This is a genomic window from Mesorhizobium shangrilense (assembly GCF_040537815.1).
Classification (GTDB): Bacteria; Pseudomonadota; Alphaproteobacteria; order Rhizobiales; family Rhizobiaceae; genus Mesorhizobium; species Mesorhizobium shangrilense.
In genome coordinates, this window is the sequence record NZ_JBEWSZ010000001.1 from 641,260 (window position 1) to 656,997 (window position 15,738).

Genomic DNA, 15,738 nt, shown 5'->3' on the forward strand with positions numbered 1-15,738 from the left:
TCGGATCAGGGAAAAGCGCGCGTGGCACGCCAGTTCATCTATCACATGGCCGGCCTGAACAAGGCCTATGGCACCAAGAAGGTGCTCGAGAACATCCATCTCTCCTTCTACCCCGACGCCAAGATCGGCATCCTCGGCCCCAACGGCTCGGGCAAGTCGACGATCCTCAAGATCATGGCCGGGCTCGACAAGGAATGGAACGGCGAGGCGTGGCTGGCCGAAGGCGCCACCGTCGGCTACCTGGCGCAGGAGCCGGCGCTCGATCCGGCAAAGACGGTGTTCGAGAACATCATGGAAGGCGTCGCCGCCAAGACCGCCGTCATCGAGCGCTACAACGAATTGATGATGAACTATTCCGACGAGACGGCCGACGAGTCGGCCAAGCTCCAGGACGAGATGGATCGGCTGAACCTGTGGGATCTCGAACAGCAGGTCGAGATGGCGATGGAAGCACTCGGCTGCCCGCCCAAGGATTCGGAAGTCACTAAGCTTTCGGGCGGCGAACGCCGCCGCGTCGCGCTCTGCCAGCTCCTGCTGCGCCAGCCCGACCTCCTGCTGCTCGACGAACCGACCAACCATCTCGACGCCGAGACCACGGCGTGGCTGGAAAAGCATCTGCGCGCCTATCCGGGCGCCGTGATGATCATCACCCACGATCGCTACTTCCTCGACAATGTCACTGGCTGGATCCTCGAGCTCGATCGCGGCCGCGGCATTCCCTATGAGGGCAACTACACCAAGTACCTCGAAGCCAAGGCCAAGCGCCTGAAGCAGGAAGGCCGCGAGGACGATGCCCGCCAGCGCGCCATCGGCCGCGAACGCGAGTGGATCCAGTCGAGCCCGAAGGCCCGGCAGACCAAGTCCAAGGCCCGTATCCAGGCCTTCCAGGACCTGCTGGATGCCGCCGACAAGCGGCGCCCGAGCGATACGCAGATCGTCATTCCACATGGCGAGCGGCTCGGCAACGTGGTCATCGAGGCGGAAGGCCTGTCGAAGGGCTTTGGCGACACGCTGCTGATCGACGGACTGGAATTCAAGCTGCCGCCCGGCGGTATCGTTGGCGTCATCGGTCCGAACGGCGCCGGCAAGACGACGCTGTTCCGCATGATCACCGGTCAGGAAAAGCCGGATGCCGGCTCCGTGCGCGTCGGCGAGACGGTGAAGCTCGGCTATGTCGACCAGAGCCGCGACGCGCTCGATCCGTCAAAGACGGTGTGGGAAGAAATCTCGGGCGGCGCCGAAGTGGTCAAGCTCGGCAAGTTCGAAGCCAACACCCGTGCCTATTGCGCATCGTTCAACTTCCGTGGCGGCGACCAGCAGCAAAAGGTCGGCAATCTGTCCGGCGGCCAGCGCAACCGCGTCCATCTGGCAAAGATGCTGAAGACCGGCGGCAATGTGCTGCTGCTCGACGAACCGACCAACGATCTCGATACGGAAACGCTGGCGGCACTCGAAGACGCGCTGGAAAATTTCGGCGGCTGCGCGGTCATCATCTCCCACGATCGTATGTTCCTCGATCGTCTGGCGACGCACATCCTCGCTTTCGAGGGCGACAGCCATGTCGAATGGTTCGAGGGCAATTTCGAGGACTACGAGCAGGACAAGATCCGCCGGCTCGGGCCTGATGCCGTCAACCCACACCGCATGACCTACAAGAGGCTGACGCGGTAAGGGGTTCACTCTCATGCGGTAAGTGTATTGGGGCGGCGAATTTCTCAACGGATATGAGGAGAGCTCAAATGGCTGACTGGTCCGCCGCCCAATATCTGAAATTCGAGGACGAGCGCACGCGCCCCGCGCGCGATCTCGTCGCGCAGGTACCGGTGGATTTTCCGCGCCGGGTCGTCGACATCGGCTGTGGTCCCGGCAATTCGACGGAGTTGCTGGTCGAGCGCTGGCCGGATGCCGGGGTGAGCGGCTTCGACACATCGCCCGATATGATCGAGAAGGCAAGGGCGCGCCTGCCTGGTGTCACCTTTGATCTGGCGGACGCCTCCACATGGCAGCCGGCCGAGCCGGTCAACGTCATCTTCGCCAATGCGGTGTTCCAGTGGCTGCCCGAGCATCCGGCGGTGTTCCAGCGGCTGATGGGTTTTTTGGCTCCTGGCGGTGCGCTGGCCATCCAGATGCCCGACAATCTCGGTGAAGCCTCGCATCAGCTGATGCGGGACACGGCGAAGGAAATGCCGTTTGCCGAAAAGATGAAAGGTGCCGCGCGCGGGCCGCTGCCGCCGGTGTCTTTCTACTATGACCTTCTGTCGCCATTCTCCGACCGGCTCGATATCTGGCACACCGCCTACAATCACCCGCTGGCCGACGCTCAGGCCATCGTCGAATGGGTGAAGTCGACCGGGCTGAAGCCTTTCCTCGATCCGCTGGACGCCGACGAGCGCAAGGTGTTCCTCGACAGCTACACGGCCAAGATCGCCAAGGCTTATGCGAAGACCGCTGATGGCAAGGTGCTGTTGCGCTTTCCCCGCATCTTCATCGTCGCCAAGCGGGCCGGCTAGGATCGGTTAGCCACGCCATACAACCGGAGACCGCATGCGCTTGACCCGGTTTGCCTGTCGTGCGCATTTCGTCGCCGCAAGATCCCGATCGATAGGCCGTGTGGCAGGGGTGGACTATGACATTGAAAAGGGTGGCTTTCGGCGGCAGCGTGTGCGCGGCGGCACTTCTGGCCTTCTCGATGTCGGCCGAAGCCAGGCGGGCGCGCTGCTTCACCACCGATGACGGCTATTTTCCTTGCAATTACAGGGCCGTGGACGACGCAGGCAGTTTCCGCATTTCGGCACCGGGCTATCCGTCTTATGTTCTCGAGATCGACGCGCCGGGCTTTGCCTATGGCTATGTCAATCTCGGCCGCCGCAATGTGCCGCTGCCCGGCCAATTCGTACGCAGCCGCGACGATGGCGCGTGCTGGAACAACCCGCAGACCAATACCAAGTTGTGTGCCTGGTGATATCGGGTCAATGCTTCTGCTTAAACCGGCGTAAACCGCCACAATGAGAAAAGCCTGAGCCCCCGAGTCTTTTCGGCGCTCACATGAAGCCGCAATGCTTGCGGATGGACGGACTGGACATGCATCGCGTCATCATCAGCGGCATCGGCGTTGAAATCCCCGAATCCAAGATCACCAATGAAGAACTGGTCGCCAGCTTCAACAGCTGGGTCGATACCGAGAATGCGCGCCGCGCGACCACCGGCGAGACATTGCTGCAGAAATCGGACAGCGCCTTCATCGTGCATGCCTCGGGCGTCCAGACGCGCCATGTGATCGAGCGGGAGGGGATTCTCGATGCGACCCGCATGGCGCCGCGCATTCCAGCACGACCGGACGACGTCCTGTCGCTGCAAGCCGAGTTCGGTGTTGCTTCAGCCAGGAAAGCCCTTGACCATGCCGGCCTGCAGCCGTCGGACATCGATCTGCTGATCTGCTCGTCTTCGCATCAGCAGCGGCCGTATCCGGCCATCGCCATTGAAATGCAGGAAGCATTGGGCACCAAGGGGGCCGGCTTCGACATGGGGCTTGGCTGCTCGTCCGCGGCGGCGGCATTGCACATGGCGGTCAATCTGGTGCGCTCGGGCGCGCACAAGCGCGTTCTGGTGACGACGCCGGAGATCATCACCGGGCACCTGAATTTCCGTGACCGGCAGACGCATTTCATCTTCGGCGACGCATCGGTGTCGATGATCGTCGAGGGCCTCACCCAGGGCGAAAGGCGGCCCGGTCGATTCGAGGTGCTGGACACCCGTCTCTGGACGCAGATGTCGAACAACATCCGCACCAATCTCGGCTATCACACGCGCACCGCCCAGGATGATCCCTACATGATCAACCTTGAAGGCAATCTGATCAAGCAGGTCGGCAACAAGGTGTTCAAGGAAGTCACCGTTGCCGGGCACAAATTCATCGTCGAATTCCTGGCCGAGCATGGGCTGACGCCGGAAGCGATCCGGCGTTTCTGGCTGCACCAGGCCAATGCCCGCATGAACGCCATGATCCTGAAACTGTCGTTCGGCCACGAGGTCGACCATGACCGCGCGCCGATGGTGCTGGAGCGGCTTGGCAACACCGCTGGCGCCGGCGCCATCATCGCGCTGTCGGAGAACCATGCCGACATGAAGCCCGGCGATTTCGGCCTGCTCTGCGCCTTCGGCGCGGGCTATTCGATTGGCGGCGCTTTGTTGAGAATGCTCTGAACCTGAACGCCTGCATGTTCACGCTGGCGCGAACGGCACCAGCATGGGGATGCGGCCGGCATAGTCGTCATAGGCCGTGCCGAGTTCGCTGCGCAGGAAACGCTCTTCAAGCCTGGCTTTCATGACGACGCCGATGGTGAGAAGGATGGCGCCGGCGATGCCCCATACCGTGCCCTTGGCAGCCATGGTGGCAAGGATCGCCAACAGCAGCCCGGTATAGATCGGGTGGCGAACGAGACCATAGGGACCGGTGTCGACGACGTGGTGCTCGGCCTTGGCCGTCACGGTGCCCGACCAGAGTCGGCCGAGATGCAGGCGTGCCCACCAGGAGAACACGAGGCCGGCTGCGATCAGCGCCACGCAGATCCATGCCTCGATCCTGTCGGGCATCCACAGCCGCAGGCGTCCGGCATAGCCATGCGCCGGGATGAAAAACAGGATCGCGCCGAGCAGCAGCACCGCCCGGTAGGGCATTTCGGCCTGGAAGCCGGCGCGTCGTTTGACCGGGTCGGCCCAGAGCGCCGCCACGGTCCATGAAACGGCCCAGATCAGCCAGAGCAACGTGATTGCCGTAACCGGACGCATGGTGAGACTCCCGTAGCCTGTGCCCTGTCACCAAAGCCGCGCGGCGCGGCGGCAATGCGGCGCGGCGGCGAAACCGGCCCTCGTTCCAGGTAAGAAGATCGTGATCGGATCCCGGCGCGTTCGCGCGGCCCGGGCATTCGCCAGGCTATCCCCAGATAAGGATCACCGGAGAGGCCAGGAACAGGATGCCGGCAAGGATCCACCGGCTGCTGCCGTAGGATCGCACTTCCGAAAGCGGCAGCCACCAGCGTACCAGCGCATAGCCGACGGCGATGGCAATGCTGTAGATCAACGCCCAGAGAAATATGTGCCAATTGGCATCAAACAGGCCGATGGCGAAGCCGAAGCCCGTCAAGGCGCCAAGAATGCCATAGCCAACGTCGAACATCAGCGTCGTGGTCGTGGAGAGCGGTCGCCAGATCACGGGAAATGCAATCGCCACGGCAGCCGTCAGAAGCCAGATGCTGATGATCGCCTGAAGCGTGGACGAACTCGCTATCGAGGCGGCAACGCCAGTGAGGTGTCCCGGTGTTGACAGGTGCACCAACTGGGCAATCCGATCAATAAGCGCGGCCCAGATCCACAGCAGGAACGCGCAAGCCGCGAAGATCAAGAAGTTTCCGGCCGATCGTTTTACGATTTCACTTTGTTCCATCGCCGCCTCCTGCTGTCTCGAAGCTAGCATCGAAACCGACGCACTGGAACTCGAATGACTGGATGGAACGGGCCTCGCAACATCAACCGCTGGAACAGCTGAACATCCATTGCACGCCAAAGGCGTCGACGAGCATGCCGAAACTGGTTCCCCAGTGCTGCCGCGCCAGCGGCACGGTGATCCGGCCGCCCGCGGCCATGCGATCAAAAAGTGCCTTCATGGCGAGACGATCGTCGAACTCAAGCATCAATGCCGAGCCTTTCATTGGCTCGGCATCGTCATTGTCGGAGGCATGGAACAGGACGCCCGGGCCTTCGAACCGGGCATGCAGCACCTTTCCACGCATGGTTTCGGTTCGCACCGGCATGTCGTTGTCGCCCCAGCGCAGCAGGATCGTCCCCCGCCCAAGCCCGCACTGTTCGTAGAAGGCCAGCGCCGGTTCGCAGTTGGTGGTGAAGAACAGCGAAGGGGAGAGCCGCATCTGTTCGCTCCTGTTCGTCGTTGTGGCGGATCAATGCGCGGCGGCGGTGGCGGCGGCGATAAGCTGGTCGCCTGTATATTGCTGGCTGCCGATACCCCAGCCGCCATCGGGCGCGTTGACGATGTTGATCCAGGTGTTCTCTGGCCGGTGCCCGGGCACGCATAGCTCGGCGACAATGTCTGCGGCGGCGGTGATGAAGGCGTTTCGAGCTTCGGTCGAGCCGAGGCCGATGTTCGGCAATTTCAACTCGACCATGACAACCGGCCGATTGGCGCCGCCGGCATAGATGTGGTGGGGCGGAAGGAGATGGACGGTACCGCCGACGATTGATCTGAAGAACGCATTGCCGGTGGCGCCGGACGCTTTGATGAGTGCTGCACTGAGGCGCGGAAGTATTTCGCGCTCTCCCGCCGAGGTCAGTACACCTTCGGGCGCGGTCACGGTGATTGGCATTTGGCTCTCCTTTGGCTGGGATCGCATGGCTGTTTCGGAAGAGGTTTCTTCCGGCTTGTCATGTTTCGTATCAATTGTTACGTTATGTTGAGAAAGCGAGTCAATAGGTTTCGTATCGATCGTTATGGGTAATTTGGAAAAGCAACGCGGCGGCCGTCCGCGCGCATTCGATCCCGACCGGGCGCTGGATGCCGCGATGCATCTGTTCTGGGAACATGGCTACGAGGCGACGTCGCTGGCTATGTTGCGCGAGGCGATGGGGCTGACGCCGCCGCAGATCTACAACGCCTTCACCGACAAGGAGACGCTGTTTCGCAAGGCACTGACGCGCTATCACGAGACGGAGATCGGGTTTGCGCTGGATGCGTTGAGCGCGCCGGTGCCGACCGGGGAGGCGATCCGGCGGTTGCTGCTCGGCGCGGCGGAGGCTTATTCCAGGCCCGGCAAGCCCGGCGGCTGCCTGTTCGTCAGCGGCGCGCTGGCAGCCTCACCGCAGGCGCAAGCCATTGCCGATGAACTCAGGACCTATCGCAAGGCAAGCGAAGCTGCGATCGCGGAGCGACTGGCCAAGGGGTGCGTGATGGGTGACCTGCCCGAAGGTTTTTCCGTGGAGGGTTTTGCCAAATACCTGGCTGGGGTCATGAACGGCATGTCGATCCAGGCGCGGGATGGCGCCTCGGCCGAAGAGTTGCGCGCTTTGGCCCAAACCGCTCTTGCGGCCTTGCCGGACGAAGGGCAAAACTTGGGAGCATGAACCAAGGAAAGAACACCATGCTGGATCTTTTCCCCGAGGCCGAACAGCCGGTCGAAATCATCCCGGCCCGGAAACTTTCCGCCCGAGCGGCCGTGCTCTATGTCGCGCCATTCGATGATTTCCAGACGCGACCGGTGGATGAATTGCGGTTGGGCTTCGACGGCATTGCCGGCGATTTCCATGCAGGGCCAACGCGGCGCTCGGGCGGCCGCGAACCCTGGTATCCGCGCGGCACCGAGATGCGCAATGAGCGGCAATTGTCGATCGTGGCGGCGGACGAACTGGCTGTTGTGGCCGAGCGGATGGGGCTGACCGAGATCAAGCCGGAATGGATCGGCGCCAACATACTCATCGAAGGCGTGCCGCATCTGTCGATGCTGCCGGCCGGTTCGATGCTGTTCTTCAAAGGCGGCGTAACCATCAAGGTCGATGCACAGAACGGGCCGTGCCGGCTCTCCGGGCGTTCGATCGCCCAAAACACGGGTATGGCAGACGTCGAAGCCGGCGCGCTGATGTTCCCGAAAGCAGCCAAGCGGTTGCGGGGCTTGGTCGCCTGGGTTGAGAAGCCCGGCACGATCAAGGCCGGGGAGGAGATGTCGGTGCGGGTGCCCGAGCAGTGGATTTACCGCGCCTGAGGGTAGGGCCGCGCCGCCAGGGCGGCGACGCGGCGGGACTTTAGCGGGCCTCAGGCCTTGCGGTTCTTGTTGGCGCCCTGCGCCATGTCGGACACGTGGTCCCACTTTTCCCAGAGCGCGATGCGGTTGGCGTATTCCTGTTTGATCATCGGCAGGCCGCCATCGCCGAAGAACACGCGCAGCGGCGGCTCGGCGGCATCGACGATGGCCAGCATCGCCGGACCGGTGGCCTCGGGATCGCCCGCCACCGAGCGCTTGCGGCGTTCGGCCATGGCAGCGCGGGCCGGCTCATAGGCGGCGATCGCCTTGGAGACCTTGGCCGACGGACCTGACCAGTCAGTGGAGAAGCCGCCGGGCTCGACCAGCGTGACATGGACGCCGAATTCCGCGACCTCGAGACTGAGCGCCTGGCTGAAACCTTCCAGCGCCCATTTCGAGGCATGGTAGAGGCCGAGCGAGGGGAAGGCGTTGACGCCGCCGATCGACGAGACCTGGATGATGTGGCCGGAACGCTGCGCCCGCATGATCGGCAGGGCGGCCTGCGTGACCCACAGGGCGCCGAACAGATTGGTCTCGATCTGGTCGCGGGCTTCCTGTTCGCTGACTTCCTCGACGGCGCCAAAATGGCCGTAGCCGGCATTGTTGATGACGACGTCCAACCGGCCAAAACGCTTGCGCGCCTCGGCAATGGCTGTTTCGACGGATTTCTTGTCGGTGACGTCGAGTTTTATCGCGGCGACATGGTCGCCATATTTTTCGACGAGATCGGAAAGTGTGCGGGCATCGCGGGCTGTCGCCGCGACCCGGTCGCCGCGAGCCAGTGCCGCTTCGGCCCAGACGCGGCCAAAACCCTTCGACGATCCGGTGATGAACCAAACCTTGTTTGTCATAACGTGGTGTCCTTGCCCTGGAGGGCGCGTTTTTTGTGGAAGCGGAGGCCTCTCCGCTTCTCGCCATATACGGCGCATCCCGCCTTTTTCCAGAGGCAGGGTAGAATTATTTGGTCAGGACCGTGACCCGTCAGGCATAGCGCACCGGGCTCGACCAGGCCGGATCGTCGTGCTTTTCCCAGTAGAGCGCCATCAATCGGCTGGTGATAGGCCCGACCTTGCCGTCCGCGACAGGGGCACCGTCAATCTCCGTCACCGGCATGATGCCGCCGGCGGTCGAGGTGATGAAGACCTCGTCGGCCGTGCGAAGTGCTGCAACGCTGACATCGGCGGCGATGGCGGTGAGACCCACCTCAGCGCAGAGATCGAAGACAGTGCGCCTTGTGATGCCGGGCAGGACGCCGATGGCGGGCGTCGACAGTTTTCCGTCCTTGACACAAAATACATTGAAGCCCGGACCCTCGGCGACATTGCCGTTGAAATCGAGGATCAGAGCCGTTTCGGCGCCACGGTCATAGGCATCGTAGAGACCACGCACCAGATCGAGCCAGTGATAGTTCTTGATCGCCGGGTCGATCGACGCTGGCGAGATACGCACCTTGTCGCTGATGGCGACGCGCAAGCCGCGCTGCAACTGATCGGCGTTGGCGACTGAGCCGAACGGCACGGCGAACGCCATGAAGCGGTTGATCGCCTGGCGCGGGTCACGGCTGAAGGTCGGCGAGGCGCCGCGCGTGCACAGCATCTCGACATAGGCGGCGCGATGGCCGGACAGCGCCACGCAACTGTGCAGGATTTCGGCCACGCCGTCGCGGTCGAAGGGGATGGTCATGCGCAGTTTTTCCAGACCACCAAAGAAGCGGTCGAGATGCAGGTCGAGGCGAAAGAAGCGGCCATCCCAGACATGAACCGTGTCGTAGGTGGCGTCCGAATGCAGAAAGCCCCAGTCCAGCACCGAGATCTTGGCTTGCGACATCGGCAGGTACTGGCCGTCGAGGAAGGCGATGCCATTGGGATAGGCATGCGGGTCGATGTGGCGGTCAGAGACGGACGGCAGCGATCGGGCTTGCGGATCGACGGTGTTGCTCATCTCGTCTCCTCAGGTCACAGCTTTGGCCGAACCGACCGTTAGAGCTGCCACGCCGGCGCCACAAGACACCAGGGGCGAGTTGCCGGATGAGCCATCGACACCCTCCGTTTTGGTCATTCCTCCTCGTCGGCATCGAGCAGGCGCGTCGCGCGCCAGCGGGTGAGCACGATGTTGGTCTGCTCGATGACGAAGAAACGGGCGGAGTCGCGGTCATAGCCCTCGCTCAGCAGCTTTTCGTAGTCGGTATGGACATGGCGGATATGGGCGATCGTCGCCAGCCAGACCGCGATCGTCGTCGGCAAGGTCTTCATGTGGACGGAGCCGGCATCCGCACGGATCTTTTCCATGTCGGCATAGGGCGCGAGCGGCAGCAATGCGGTCAGCGCCTTGGCGATGGCGCGGCGTCGGCCGGTCGGCGCGCTCATCGTTCGTCCCTGCCGGTTACCGTCGCCTCTGGAACAGCGTCGACGGAGGCGAAATAGGGTTTGATGTCGATGATCGGCGTGCCGTCGAGTGCGTCGATGGCATTGAGTTCGATGCGCCCGGTCGCGACATCGACGGCGACAAGCCTGGCGACGTGCAGCCCGATCGGGTTGGGCCGGGCAGGGGAGCGCAATCCGAATACGCCTTTCGCTTCAGCGGCATGGCGGGGTTTCTGGACAATCAGATTCCGTGGCGCGTGGTGCAGCCATGACAGGATGATGACGTGGCTGGCACGCTCCAGCCCAGCCAGGCCCTCGCGGTAGGGCGCATCGATTGTTATCTGCGCGGGCTGCCCGGTCTCGGCCGCCGTCCTCATGTTCTTCGGGCAATCCTCCCGCGTCGTCCATGGCGAGGTGATGCGGCCGATGAAGACGATGTGGCCGTCGGGTGGCAACGTTGCTGGGTCGGCTTCCAGAAGCTTTTCGCCGCCGCGCATCTCGAACATGGTCTCGCCCCTGGTCCTGTCTCGCGTGGCTCAGTCCGAGGACCGCTCCCGGCCCTGGGAATCACGCATGCGTCATTTTCTTGTCCGACAGCGACATAGGTCTTGCATGGTTGTTAAAATCGACATAAACATATGTTTATATCTTTTCAAAGAGAATACGCTCATGCATGTCGCGCTCGACACGATGGTAGATACATTGAAGGCGGCGGCCGAATCCAGCCGGCTGCGCATTTTGGCGCTGCTGTCGCGCGGCGACCTCACGGTTTCCGATCTTACCGAAATCCTCGGCCAGTCGCAGCCGCGCGTGTCTCGGCACCTGAAGCTGCTGCTCGAGGCCGGCCTGATCGGCCGCTACCAGGAGGGGTCGTGGGCGTTCTTCCGGCTCTCGGATTCGGACGCCGCGCGGGATTTCGTTCTCAGGCTGATCTCGGGCATCCGTGGCGCCGACCCGCAGGTCGAGCGCGATCTCGAGCGGCTGACCTCGGTCAAGCGCAAGCGGCAGGATCGCGCCGCCACCTACTTCTCCCAGAACGCGGCGAGCTGGGATCACATCCGCTCGCTGCATGTGCCGGACCGCGCCGTGGAGGCGGCATTGCTGAAGCTCATCGGCAAGCGGCCGTTCCAGTCGATGCTCGATCTCGGCACTGGCACCGGCCGCCTGCTGGAGATATTCTCGCCGCTCTACCGGCGCGGCGTCGGCATCGACATGTCGCGCGAGATGCTGACGGTGGCGCGCGCCAATCTCGACAAGGCCGGCGTCTCGAATGCGCAGGTGCGGCAGGGCGATATTTTTGCGCCGCCCGTCGAGCGTGACGCCTTCGATCTCGTCACCATCCATCAGGTGTTGCACTATCTCGACGATCCGGCCCGCGCCATCCACGAGGCGGCGCGGCTTTTGCGCCCGGCCGGCCGGCTGGTGATCGTCGATTTCGCGCCGCATGCGCTGGAATTCCTGCGTGACGAGCACGCGCATATGCGGCTCGGCTTTTCCGACCGGCAGATCGCCGACTGGTTTTCGGAGGCCGGCCTCGATCTCGAGGATGCCCAAGAATTCGAACCGCGCGGCGGCAGCGAAGCCAAGCTCACCGTCAAGCTGTGGCTTGGCCGCGATCGTCGCTTGCTGATCGCCGATCCCTCCAACGATGCCCAACCGGTAAGGGAAATCGCCTGATGAACCAGTTCCGCTTTTCCCGCCGTCCCGATATTGGCGACAAGATCAGGGTCTCGTTCGAATTCTTCCCGCCGAAGAATGACGAGATGGAAGCGAGGCTCTGGGACACCGTGACCCGGCTGGAGCCGCTGCAGCCGAAATTCGTCTCGGTGACCTATGGCGCCGGCGGCTCGACGCGCGAGCGCACGGCCCGCACGGTCAATCGCATCCTCAATGAAACGACGCTGACGCCCGCCGCGCATATGACCTGCGTCGACGCCTCCCGTCACGAGGTCGATGCGGTGATCCAGGAATTCGCCGGCATGGGCGTCACTCGTTTCGTCGCCTTGCGCGGCGATCCGGCCGAAGGCGTGGGTGCCGCCTACCGGCCGCATCCCGGCGGCTATGCCAATGGCGCCGAGTTGGTGGGCGCGCTGAAAGGGGCGGGCGATTTCGACATCTCGGTCTCCGCCTATCCCGAAAAGCATCCGGAAAGCCCGGATTTCGCCACCGACATCGACATGCTGAAGCGCAAGGTCGACAATGGCGCGACACGGGCGATTACCCAGTTCTTCTTCGACAATGACCTCTACGAGCGCTATGTCGAGCGGGCGCGCCGCGCCGGTATCTACATACCGATCGTTCCCGGCATATTGCCGGTGCATAATTTCACCCAGGTCGCCAATTTCTCCGCACGCTGCGGTGCACTTGTGCCGGCGTGGCTGGCCGAGCGCTTCGACGGGTTGCAGAAGGACCCGCAGACGCATGCGCTGGTGGCGTCCGCCGTGGCGGCCGAGCAGGTGCTGGACCTTGTCGAGCGCGGCGTCGGCGATTTCCATTTCTACACGATGAACCGGGCCGACCTCGTCTTCGCCGTCTGCCACATGATCGGCATCCGCTCGCACGAGGCCGAGACGGCGGGGTCTGCCGCAGCCTGAGTCGGGCGAGGGAGGCGCCGCGCGAGCATGGTTTCGAGTTGCGTGCGGGCAGCGCATTGCAGGGTACGCCCGGTGCCCAGTTAAACAGCACCCGCCAATGCAAAAAGGCCGGGTAAAACCCGGCCTTTTCAATCGTTTGGACTATTCAGTGCCGGCATTCCCCCGCTAGCGCGGTCTTACGGAAGAAAGCCCATGATGAGGGCTCCGATGAATGCGAACGCGGCACAGATCATCAATGCGTTGATTGGCCTCGTAAGTCCCATGACATAGCCTCCTCTTAAAGAGCTATGAGGGGAGTCTAGGTTCATTTGTGCCACAGGCAAGTCAAAAATATGCCGCAATGCGGTCAAAATGCGAGAGCCGTGACCTGACCTTTGCCGTTACTCATTGAAACTCCTAGCCAAAAGCCGGCTTCACACCTGTGAATAAATTGTGACCGGGCCGAATGCTGGTACCGCTACCACGCCGTCCGGAAAGCCGGATTCGACTTTCGGAAAGCACGATGCGGCGATTCATTTGGTGGGCAGAACGGTCTTTGCGCGTCCAATTGGACGCGCGGCGCCAGGTTTTCTGATGCGTGTCGTTATCCCAAAACCGCTGCGCATTTTGGGCGACATGCGTTAGCGTCGGCCGAACACACGGCCGTCGATGGTGATAAGGCCGAGCGCGATCAGCGCCATGCCGCCCAGTTCGAACAATTCGAGCCGCTCTCCCAGGAACAGGAAGCCGAGCAGAATGGCGCTGGCCGGCACGATGAGCGTGACCAGCGAGGCATTGGTGGCGCCGGCCGAGGCGACGAGATTGAAATAGAGGATATAGGCAAAAGCGGTGGACAAGAGCGCCAGCGCCAGCACCGCCGCCCAGACCGGCGGCGAGGCCGAAAACAGTCCAGCCGGGCCGTAGGCAATCAGCACCACCGGGATCATGATGATGGTCGAGGCGGTCATCTGCCCGGTGGCGACGACCGGCGAGGGAATGCCCTTGAAGCGGCGTGCGACCATCAGGGCGATGGCATAGGACAAGGAGGCGCCGATCAGCGCGAATTTGGCCCAGACCGGGCCGCCCAGCCCGGCGACCAGCCCGGGACCGATCATCACTGCCGTGCCGGCGATCCCGAGCGCAATGCCGGCCAGCTTGTTCCACGAGAGTTTTTCGTCTGATGTCAGCGAATTGGCGAGGATCAACGTCCAGAACGGCGTTGTCGCGTTGAGCACCGAAGCGACGCCGGCGCCGAGCTGTGTCTGACCGGCGAAGATCAGCGAGAAGGGAACGACATTGTTGGTGAGCGCCAGCAGGAAGAACAGGCCGGCATGCGGAAGCGCAAGACGGAAGGACGGCCCGCGAATGGCGAGATAGAGCTGAAGGGCAAGTGCCGCGATGCCGACGCGAAACAGCACCAGCACCAGCGGATGAAGCTCCGAAACGGCAATACGGGCAAAGAAGAAGGAACCGCCCCAGATGGCGCCGAGCAGCAGAAGCTGCGCCCAGTCCCTGAGCACCATTGGTCCGCGTGCAGCGACGGTGGCGGTTGTACTTGCCATGTGATCGTCCTCCCCGACGGTCTGCGTTTCCCATCATTGCCTGAAGCCATAGCGGGTTCGGCGACAAGGGCCACCCGAAACCTGACCGATGGCCTCACTCTCCTGCCAAATGGCGTAGCGCCTCGCCGTGGGCGGCACGAGACACAGAATTGTTTTCATTAGCCGCTAGCTTGGATTAATTGTGTGCCAAGAGGATTCGTCCATGCAGCGATTCGAGAATGCCCGCGAGGCGGCACTGGCGCTTCGCCCGGACGATCCGGTCTACTGTTTCCGCCCGCAGGTGCTGAAGGCAGACGCCCGCCAGTTCATGGGCATGTTCCCCGGCAAGACCGCCTATGCGGTGAAGACCAATGGCGAGCAGATCGTGCTGAGAACCCTGGTCGAGGCCGGCGTCACCGCCTTCGACGTGGCATCGCCCGGCGAATTCGCAGCCGTGCGCGCCGTTTCGCCCGATGCCGAGATGCTCTACATGCATCCGGTCAAGGCGCAGTCGGACATCAAGCTGGCGCTGGAGAAATACGCCATCCGCGTCATCTCCCTCGACCATGAGGACGAGATCACCAAGCTGACCCGGGTGGTGCGGGCGCTGGATATCGATCCTGGCGCGATCAGCGTCTTCGTGCGCGTGCAGACCAAGGGTCACGCGGCCTATGAGCTGTCGAAGAAGTTCGGTGCCGGGCCGGCCTACGCGGTGGAACTGGCCGAGCGGCTGAACCGCACCGGCTACAAGGTCGGCCTGTGTTTCCATGTCGGCAGCCAGATCGAGGATCCCGACACCTATGAGCGGGCGCTGGCCTCGGCCGACTGGGTGCGCAACCGGCTGACCTTCGATATTGCGGGGCTCGATGTCGGCGGCGGCTTTCCCGCCGAATACGGACATGACCCCAACCGCAAGCAGATCGAGATGCCGTCGCTCGGCCAGATCATGTCGCGGCTGTCGGGCGACCTCAAGGAATACCAGTTCGACCAGATGCCGCTGGTGGCCGAGCCGGGCAGGGTGATCGTGGCCCGCTGCCTGTCGCTGATCGTGCGTGTGCTCTTGCGCAAGGGCAAGCGGCTTTACATCAATGACGGCATCTGGGCGTCGCTGTCGGATTCATGGACCGGCAAGATCACGCTGCCGGCGCGCTTCATTCCCGATCCGGCGATCCGTACGCGCAATGGCGCTGAAAAGAACATCGTGCCGTTCAAGGTGTGCGGGGCGACCTGCGATTCCGTCGACATCCTGTCGCGACCATTCTGGCTGCCGGAGACCGTCGACACCGGCGACTGGATCGAGATCGGCCATATCGGCGCCTATTCACTGTCGCTGAGGACCCGCTTCAATGGGTTCTACCCCGACACATTCGTCGAGGTGACGACACCGTTCGACGAGGGTGACGCGCCCCAGGGGTTTGCGAGTTTGGAGACGATGGCGGACTAGGGATTAGGGATT

The 15,738-nt window shown here is 62.9% G+C and carries 18 protein-coding genes; 9 read left to right on the top strand and 9 right to left on the bottom strand.

Annotation, left to right across the window (positions count from 1 at the left end):
• Positions 1-21 precede the first annotated feature (21 nt).
• The 4 genes from ettA to ABVQ20_RS03425 all read left to right on the top strand — a co-directional run bounded on the left by ettA (position 22) and on the right by ABVQ20_RS03425 (position 4,203).
• Positions 22-1,671: an energy-dependent translational throttle protein EttA gene (ettA, locus tag ABVQ20_RS03410; protein WP_354458087.1), complete on the top strand. Its 1,650-nt coding sequence runs from the start codon at positions 22-24 to the stop codon at positions 1,669-1,671.
• Between the two features lie 68 nt (positions 1,672-1,739).
• A complete protein-coding gene (gene tam / locus ABVQ20_RS03415; RefSeq protein WP_354458088.1) occupies positions 1,740-2,510 on the top strand; it encodes a trans-aconitate 2-methyltransferase in 771 nt (256 codons plus the stop codon).
• Positions 2,511-2,626: 116 nt separating this feature from the next.
• Entirely contained in the window at positions 2,627-2,962 is a 336-nt protein-coding gene (locus ABVQ20_RS03420; RefSeq protein ID WP_354458089.1) for a hypothetical protein, read from the top strand.
• A 119-nt stretch (positions 2,963-3,081) separates the two neighbouring features.
• Positions 3,082-4,203: a beta-ketoacyl-ACP synthase III gene (locus tag ABVQ20_RS03425; protein WP_354458090.1), complete on the top strand. Its 1,122-nt coding sequence runs from the start codon at positions 3,082-3,084 to the stop codon at positions 4,201-4,203.
• Positions 4,204-4,221: 18 nt separating this feature from the next.
• On the opposite strand, the gene ABVQ20_RS03430 is transcribed toward ABVQ20_RS03425, so the two are convergent.
• From ABVQ20_RS03430 to ABVQ20_RS03445, 4 genes are all read right to left on the bottom strand, one after another.
• Positions 4,222-4,788, bottom strand: a complete 567-nt coding sequence (locus ABVQ20_RS03430; RefSeq protein ID WP_354458091.1) for a methyltransferase family protein — start codon at positions 4,786-4,788, stop codon at positions 4,222-4,224.
• Between the two features lie 145 nt (positions 4,789-4,933).
• Positions 4,934-5,443 carry a hypothetical protein gene (locus ABVQ20_RS03435; RefSeq protein ID WP_354458092.1) on the bottom strand — a complete coding sequence of 170 codons (510 nt, stop codon included), beginning with the start codon at positions 5,441-5,443 and terminating at the stop codon, positions 4,934-4,936.
• A gap of 82 nt (positions 5,444-5,525) precedes the next feature.
• Positions 5,526-5,924: a VOC family protein gene (locus tag ABVQ20_RS03440; RefSeq protein WP_354458093.1), complete on the bottom strand. Its 399-nt coding sequence runs from the start codon at positions 5,922-5,924 to the stop codon at positions 5,526-5,528.
• Between the two features lie 30 nt (positions 5,925-5,954).
• A complete protein-coding gene (locus ABVQ20_RS03445; RefSeq protein WP_354458094.1) occupies positions 5,955-6,377 on the bottom strand; it encodes a tautomerase family protein in 423 nt (140 codons plus the stop codon).
• Positions 6,378-6,501: 124 nt separating this feature from the next.
• Here ABVQ20_RS03445 and ABVQ20_RS03450 point away from each other — a divergent pair, with 124 nt between their 5' ends.
• A complete protein-coding gene (locus ABVQ20_RS03450) occupies positions 6,502-7,131 on the top strand; it encodes a TetR/AcrR family transcriptional regulator (RefSeq protein ID WP_354458095.1) in 630 nt (209 codons plus the stop codon).
• Between the two features lie 17 nt (positions 7,132-7,148).
• Complete coding sequence (locus ABVQ20_RS03455; RefSeq protein WP_354458096.1) at positions 7,149-7,766, top strand: MOSC domain-containing protein; 618 nt, start codon at positions 7,149-7,151, stop codon at positions 7,764-7,766.
• 50 nt (positions 7,767-7,816) lie between these two features.
• Here the strand turns inward: ABVQ20_RS03455 and ABVQ20_RS03460 are convergent, their stop codons facing one another.
• The 4 genes from ABVQ20_RS03460 to tsaA form a co-directional block, all read right to left on the bottom strand.
• Positions 7,817-8,656 carry an SDR family oxidoreductase gene (locus ABVQ20_RS03460; RefSeq protein WP_354458097.1) on the bottom strand — a complete coding sequence of 280 codons (840 nt, stop codon included), beginning with the start codon at positions 8,654-8,656 and terminating at the stop codon, positions 7,817-7,819.
• Positions 8,657-8,786: 130 nt separating this feature from the next.
• Complete coding sequence (locus ABVQ20_RS03465; RefSeq protein ID WP_354458098.1) at positions 8,787-9,746, bottom strand: D-amino acid aminotransferase; 960 nt, start codon at positions 9,744-9,746, stop codon at positions 8,787-8,789.
• 113 nt (positions 9,747-9,859) lie between these two features.
• On the bottom strand, positions 9,860-10,171 hold the full coding sequence (locus tag ABVQ20_RS03470) for a DUF2293 domain-containing protein (protein WP_354458099.1): 312 nt from the start codon (positions 10,169-10,171) through the stop codon (positions 9,860-9,862).
• Positions 10,168-10,674: a tRNA (N6-threonylcarbamoyladenosine(37)-N6)-methyltransferase TrmO gene (gene tsaA, locus ABVQ20_RS03475; RefSeq protein ID WP_354458100.1), complete on the bottom strand. Its 507-nt coding sequence runs from the start codon at positions 10,672-10,674 to the stop codon at positions 10,168-10,170. The genes ABVQ20_RS03470 and tsaA overlap by 4 nt, the downstream gene beginning before the upstream one ends.
• 163 nt (positions 10,675-10,837) lie before the next feature.
• Here tsaA and ABVQ20_RS03480 point away from each other — a divergent pair, with 163 nt between their 5' ends.
• A complete protein-coding gene (locus tag ABVQ20_RS03480; RefSeq protein WP_354458101.1) occupies positions 10,838-11,845 on the top strand; it encodes an ArsR/SmtB family transcription factor in 1,008 nt (335 codons plus the stop codon).
• Entirely contained in the window at positions 11,845-12,762 is a 918-nt protein-coding gene (metF, locus tag ABVQ20_RS03485; protein WP_354458102.1) for a methylenetetrahydrofolate reductase [NAD(P)H], read from the top strand. The genes ABVQ20_RS03480 and metF overlap by 1 nt, the downstream gene beginning before the upstream one ends.
• A 620-nt stretch (positions 12,763-13,382) precedes the next feature.
• On the opposite strand, the gene ABVQ20_RS03490 is transcribed toward metF, so the two are convergent.
• Complete coding sequence (locus tag ABVQ20_RS03490; RefSeq protein WP_354458103.1) at positions 13,383-14,303, bottom strand: DMT family transporter; 921 nt, start codon at positions 14,301-14,303, stop codon at positions 13,383-13,385.
• Between the two features lie 202 nt (positions 14,304-14,505).
• Here ABVQ20_RS03490 and ABVQ20_RS03495 point away from each other — a divergent pair, with 202 nt between their 5' ends.
• Positions 14,506-15,726, top strand: a complete 1,221-nt coding sequence (locus tag ABVQ20_RS03495) for an alanine racemase (RefSeq protein ID WP_354458104.1) — start codon at positions 14,506-14,508, stop codon at positions 15,724-15,726.
• The last annotated feature ends 12 nt before the right edge of the window (positions 15,727-15,738 follow it).

Excerpts from the sequence above, each read along its gene's own strand:
- tam (WP_354458088.1), top strand. The coding sequence starts at position 1,740 with ATGGCTGACTGGTCCGCCGCCCAATATCTGAAATTCGAGGACGAGCGC.
- ABVQ20_RS03420 (WP_354458089.1), top strand. The coding sequence starts at position 2,627 with ATGACATTGAAAAGGGTGGCTTTCGGCGGCAGCGTGTGCGCGGCGGCA.
- ABVQ20_RS03425 (WP_354458090.1), top strand. The coding sequence starts at position 3,082 with ATGCATCGCGTCATCATCAGCGGCATCGGCGTTGAAATCCCCGAATCC.
- ABVQ20_RS03430 (WP_354458091.1), bottom strand. The coding sequence starts at position 4,788 with ATGCGTCCGGTTACGGCAATCACGTTGCTCTGGCTGATCTGGGCCGTT.
- ABVQ20_RS03435 (WP_354458092.1), bottom strand. The coding sequence starts at position 5,443 with ATGGAACAAAGTGAAATCGTAAAACGATCGGCCGGAAACTTCTTGATC.
- ABVQ20_RS03440 (WP_354458093.1), bottom strand. The coding sequence starts at position 5,924 with ATGCGGCTCTCCCCTTCGCTGTTCTTCACCACCAACTGCGAACCGGCG.
- ABVQ20_RS03445 (WP_354458094.1), bottom strand. The coding sequence starts at position 6,377 with ATGCCAATCACCGTGACCGCGCCCGAAGGTGTACTGACCTCGGCGGGA.
- ABVQ20_RS03450 (WP_354458095.1), top strand. The coding sequence starts at position 6,502 with ATGGGTAATTTGGAAAAGCAACGCGGCGGCCGTCCGCGCGCATTCGAT.
- ABVQ20_RS03455 (WP_354458096.1), top strand. The coding sequence starts at position 7,149 with ATGCTGGATCTTTTCCCCGAGGCCGAACAGCCGGTCGAAATCATCCCG.
- ABVQ20_RS03460 (WP_354458097.1), bottom strand. The coding sequence starts at position 8,656 with ATGACAAACAAGGTTTGGTTCATCACCGGATCGTCGAAGGGTTTTGGC.
- ABVQ20_RS03465 (WP_354458098.1), bottom strand. The coding sequence starts at position 9,746 with ATGAGCAACACCGTCGATCCGCAAGCCCGATCGCTGCCGTCCGTCTCT.
- ABVQ20_RS03470 (WP_354458099.1), bottom strand. The coding sequence starts at position 10,171 with ATGAGCGCGCCGACCGGCCGACGCCGCGCCATCGCCAAGGCGCTGACC.
- tsaA (WP_354458100.1), bottom strand. The coding sequence starts at position 10,674 with ATGTTCGAGATGCGCGGCGGCGAAAAGCTTCTGGAAGCCGACCCAGCA.
- ABVQ20_RS03480 (WP_354458101.1), top strand. The coding sequence starts at position 10,838 with ATGCATGTCGCGCTCGACACGATGGTAGATACATTGAAGGCGGCGGCC.
- metF (WP_354458102.1), top strand. The coding sequence starts at position 11,845 with ATGAACCAGTTCCGCTTTTCCCGCCGTCCCGATATTGGCGACAAGATC.
- ABVQ20_RS03490 (WP_354458103.1), bottom strand. The coding sequence starts at position 14,303 with ATGGCAAGTACAACCGCCACCGTCGCTGCACGCGGACCAATGGTGCTC.
- ABVQ20_RS03495 (WP_354458104.1), top strand. The coding sequence starts at position 14,506 with ATGCAGCGATTCGAGAATGCCCGCGAGGCGGCACTGGCGCTTCGCCCG.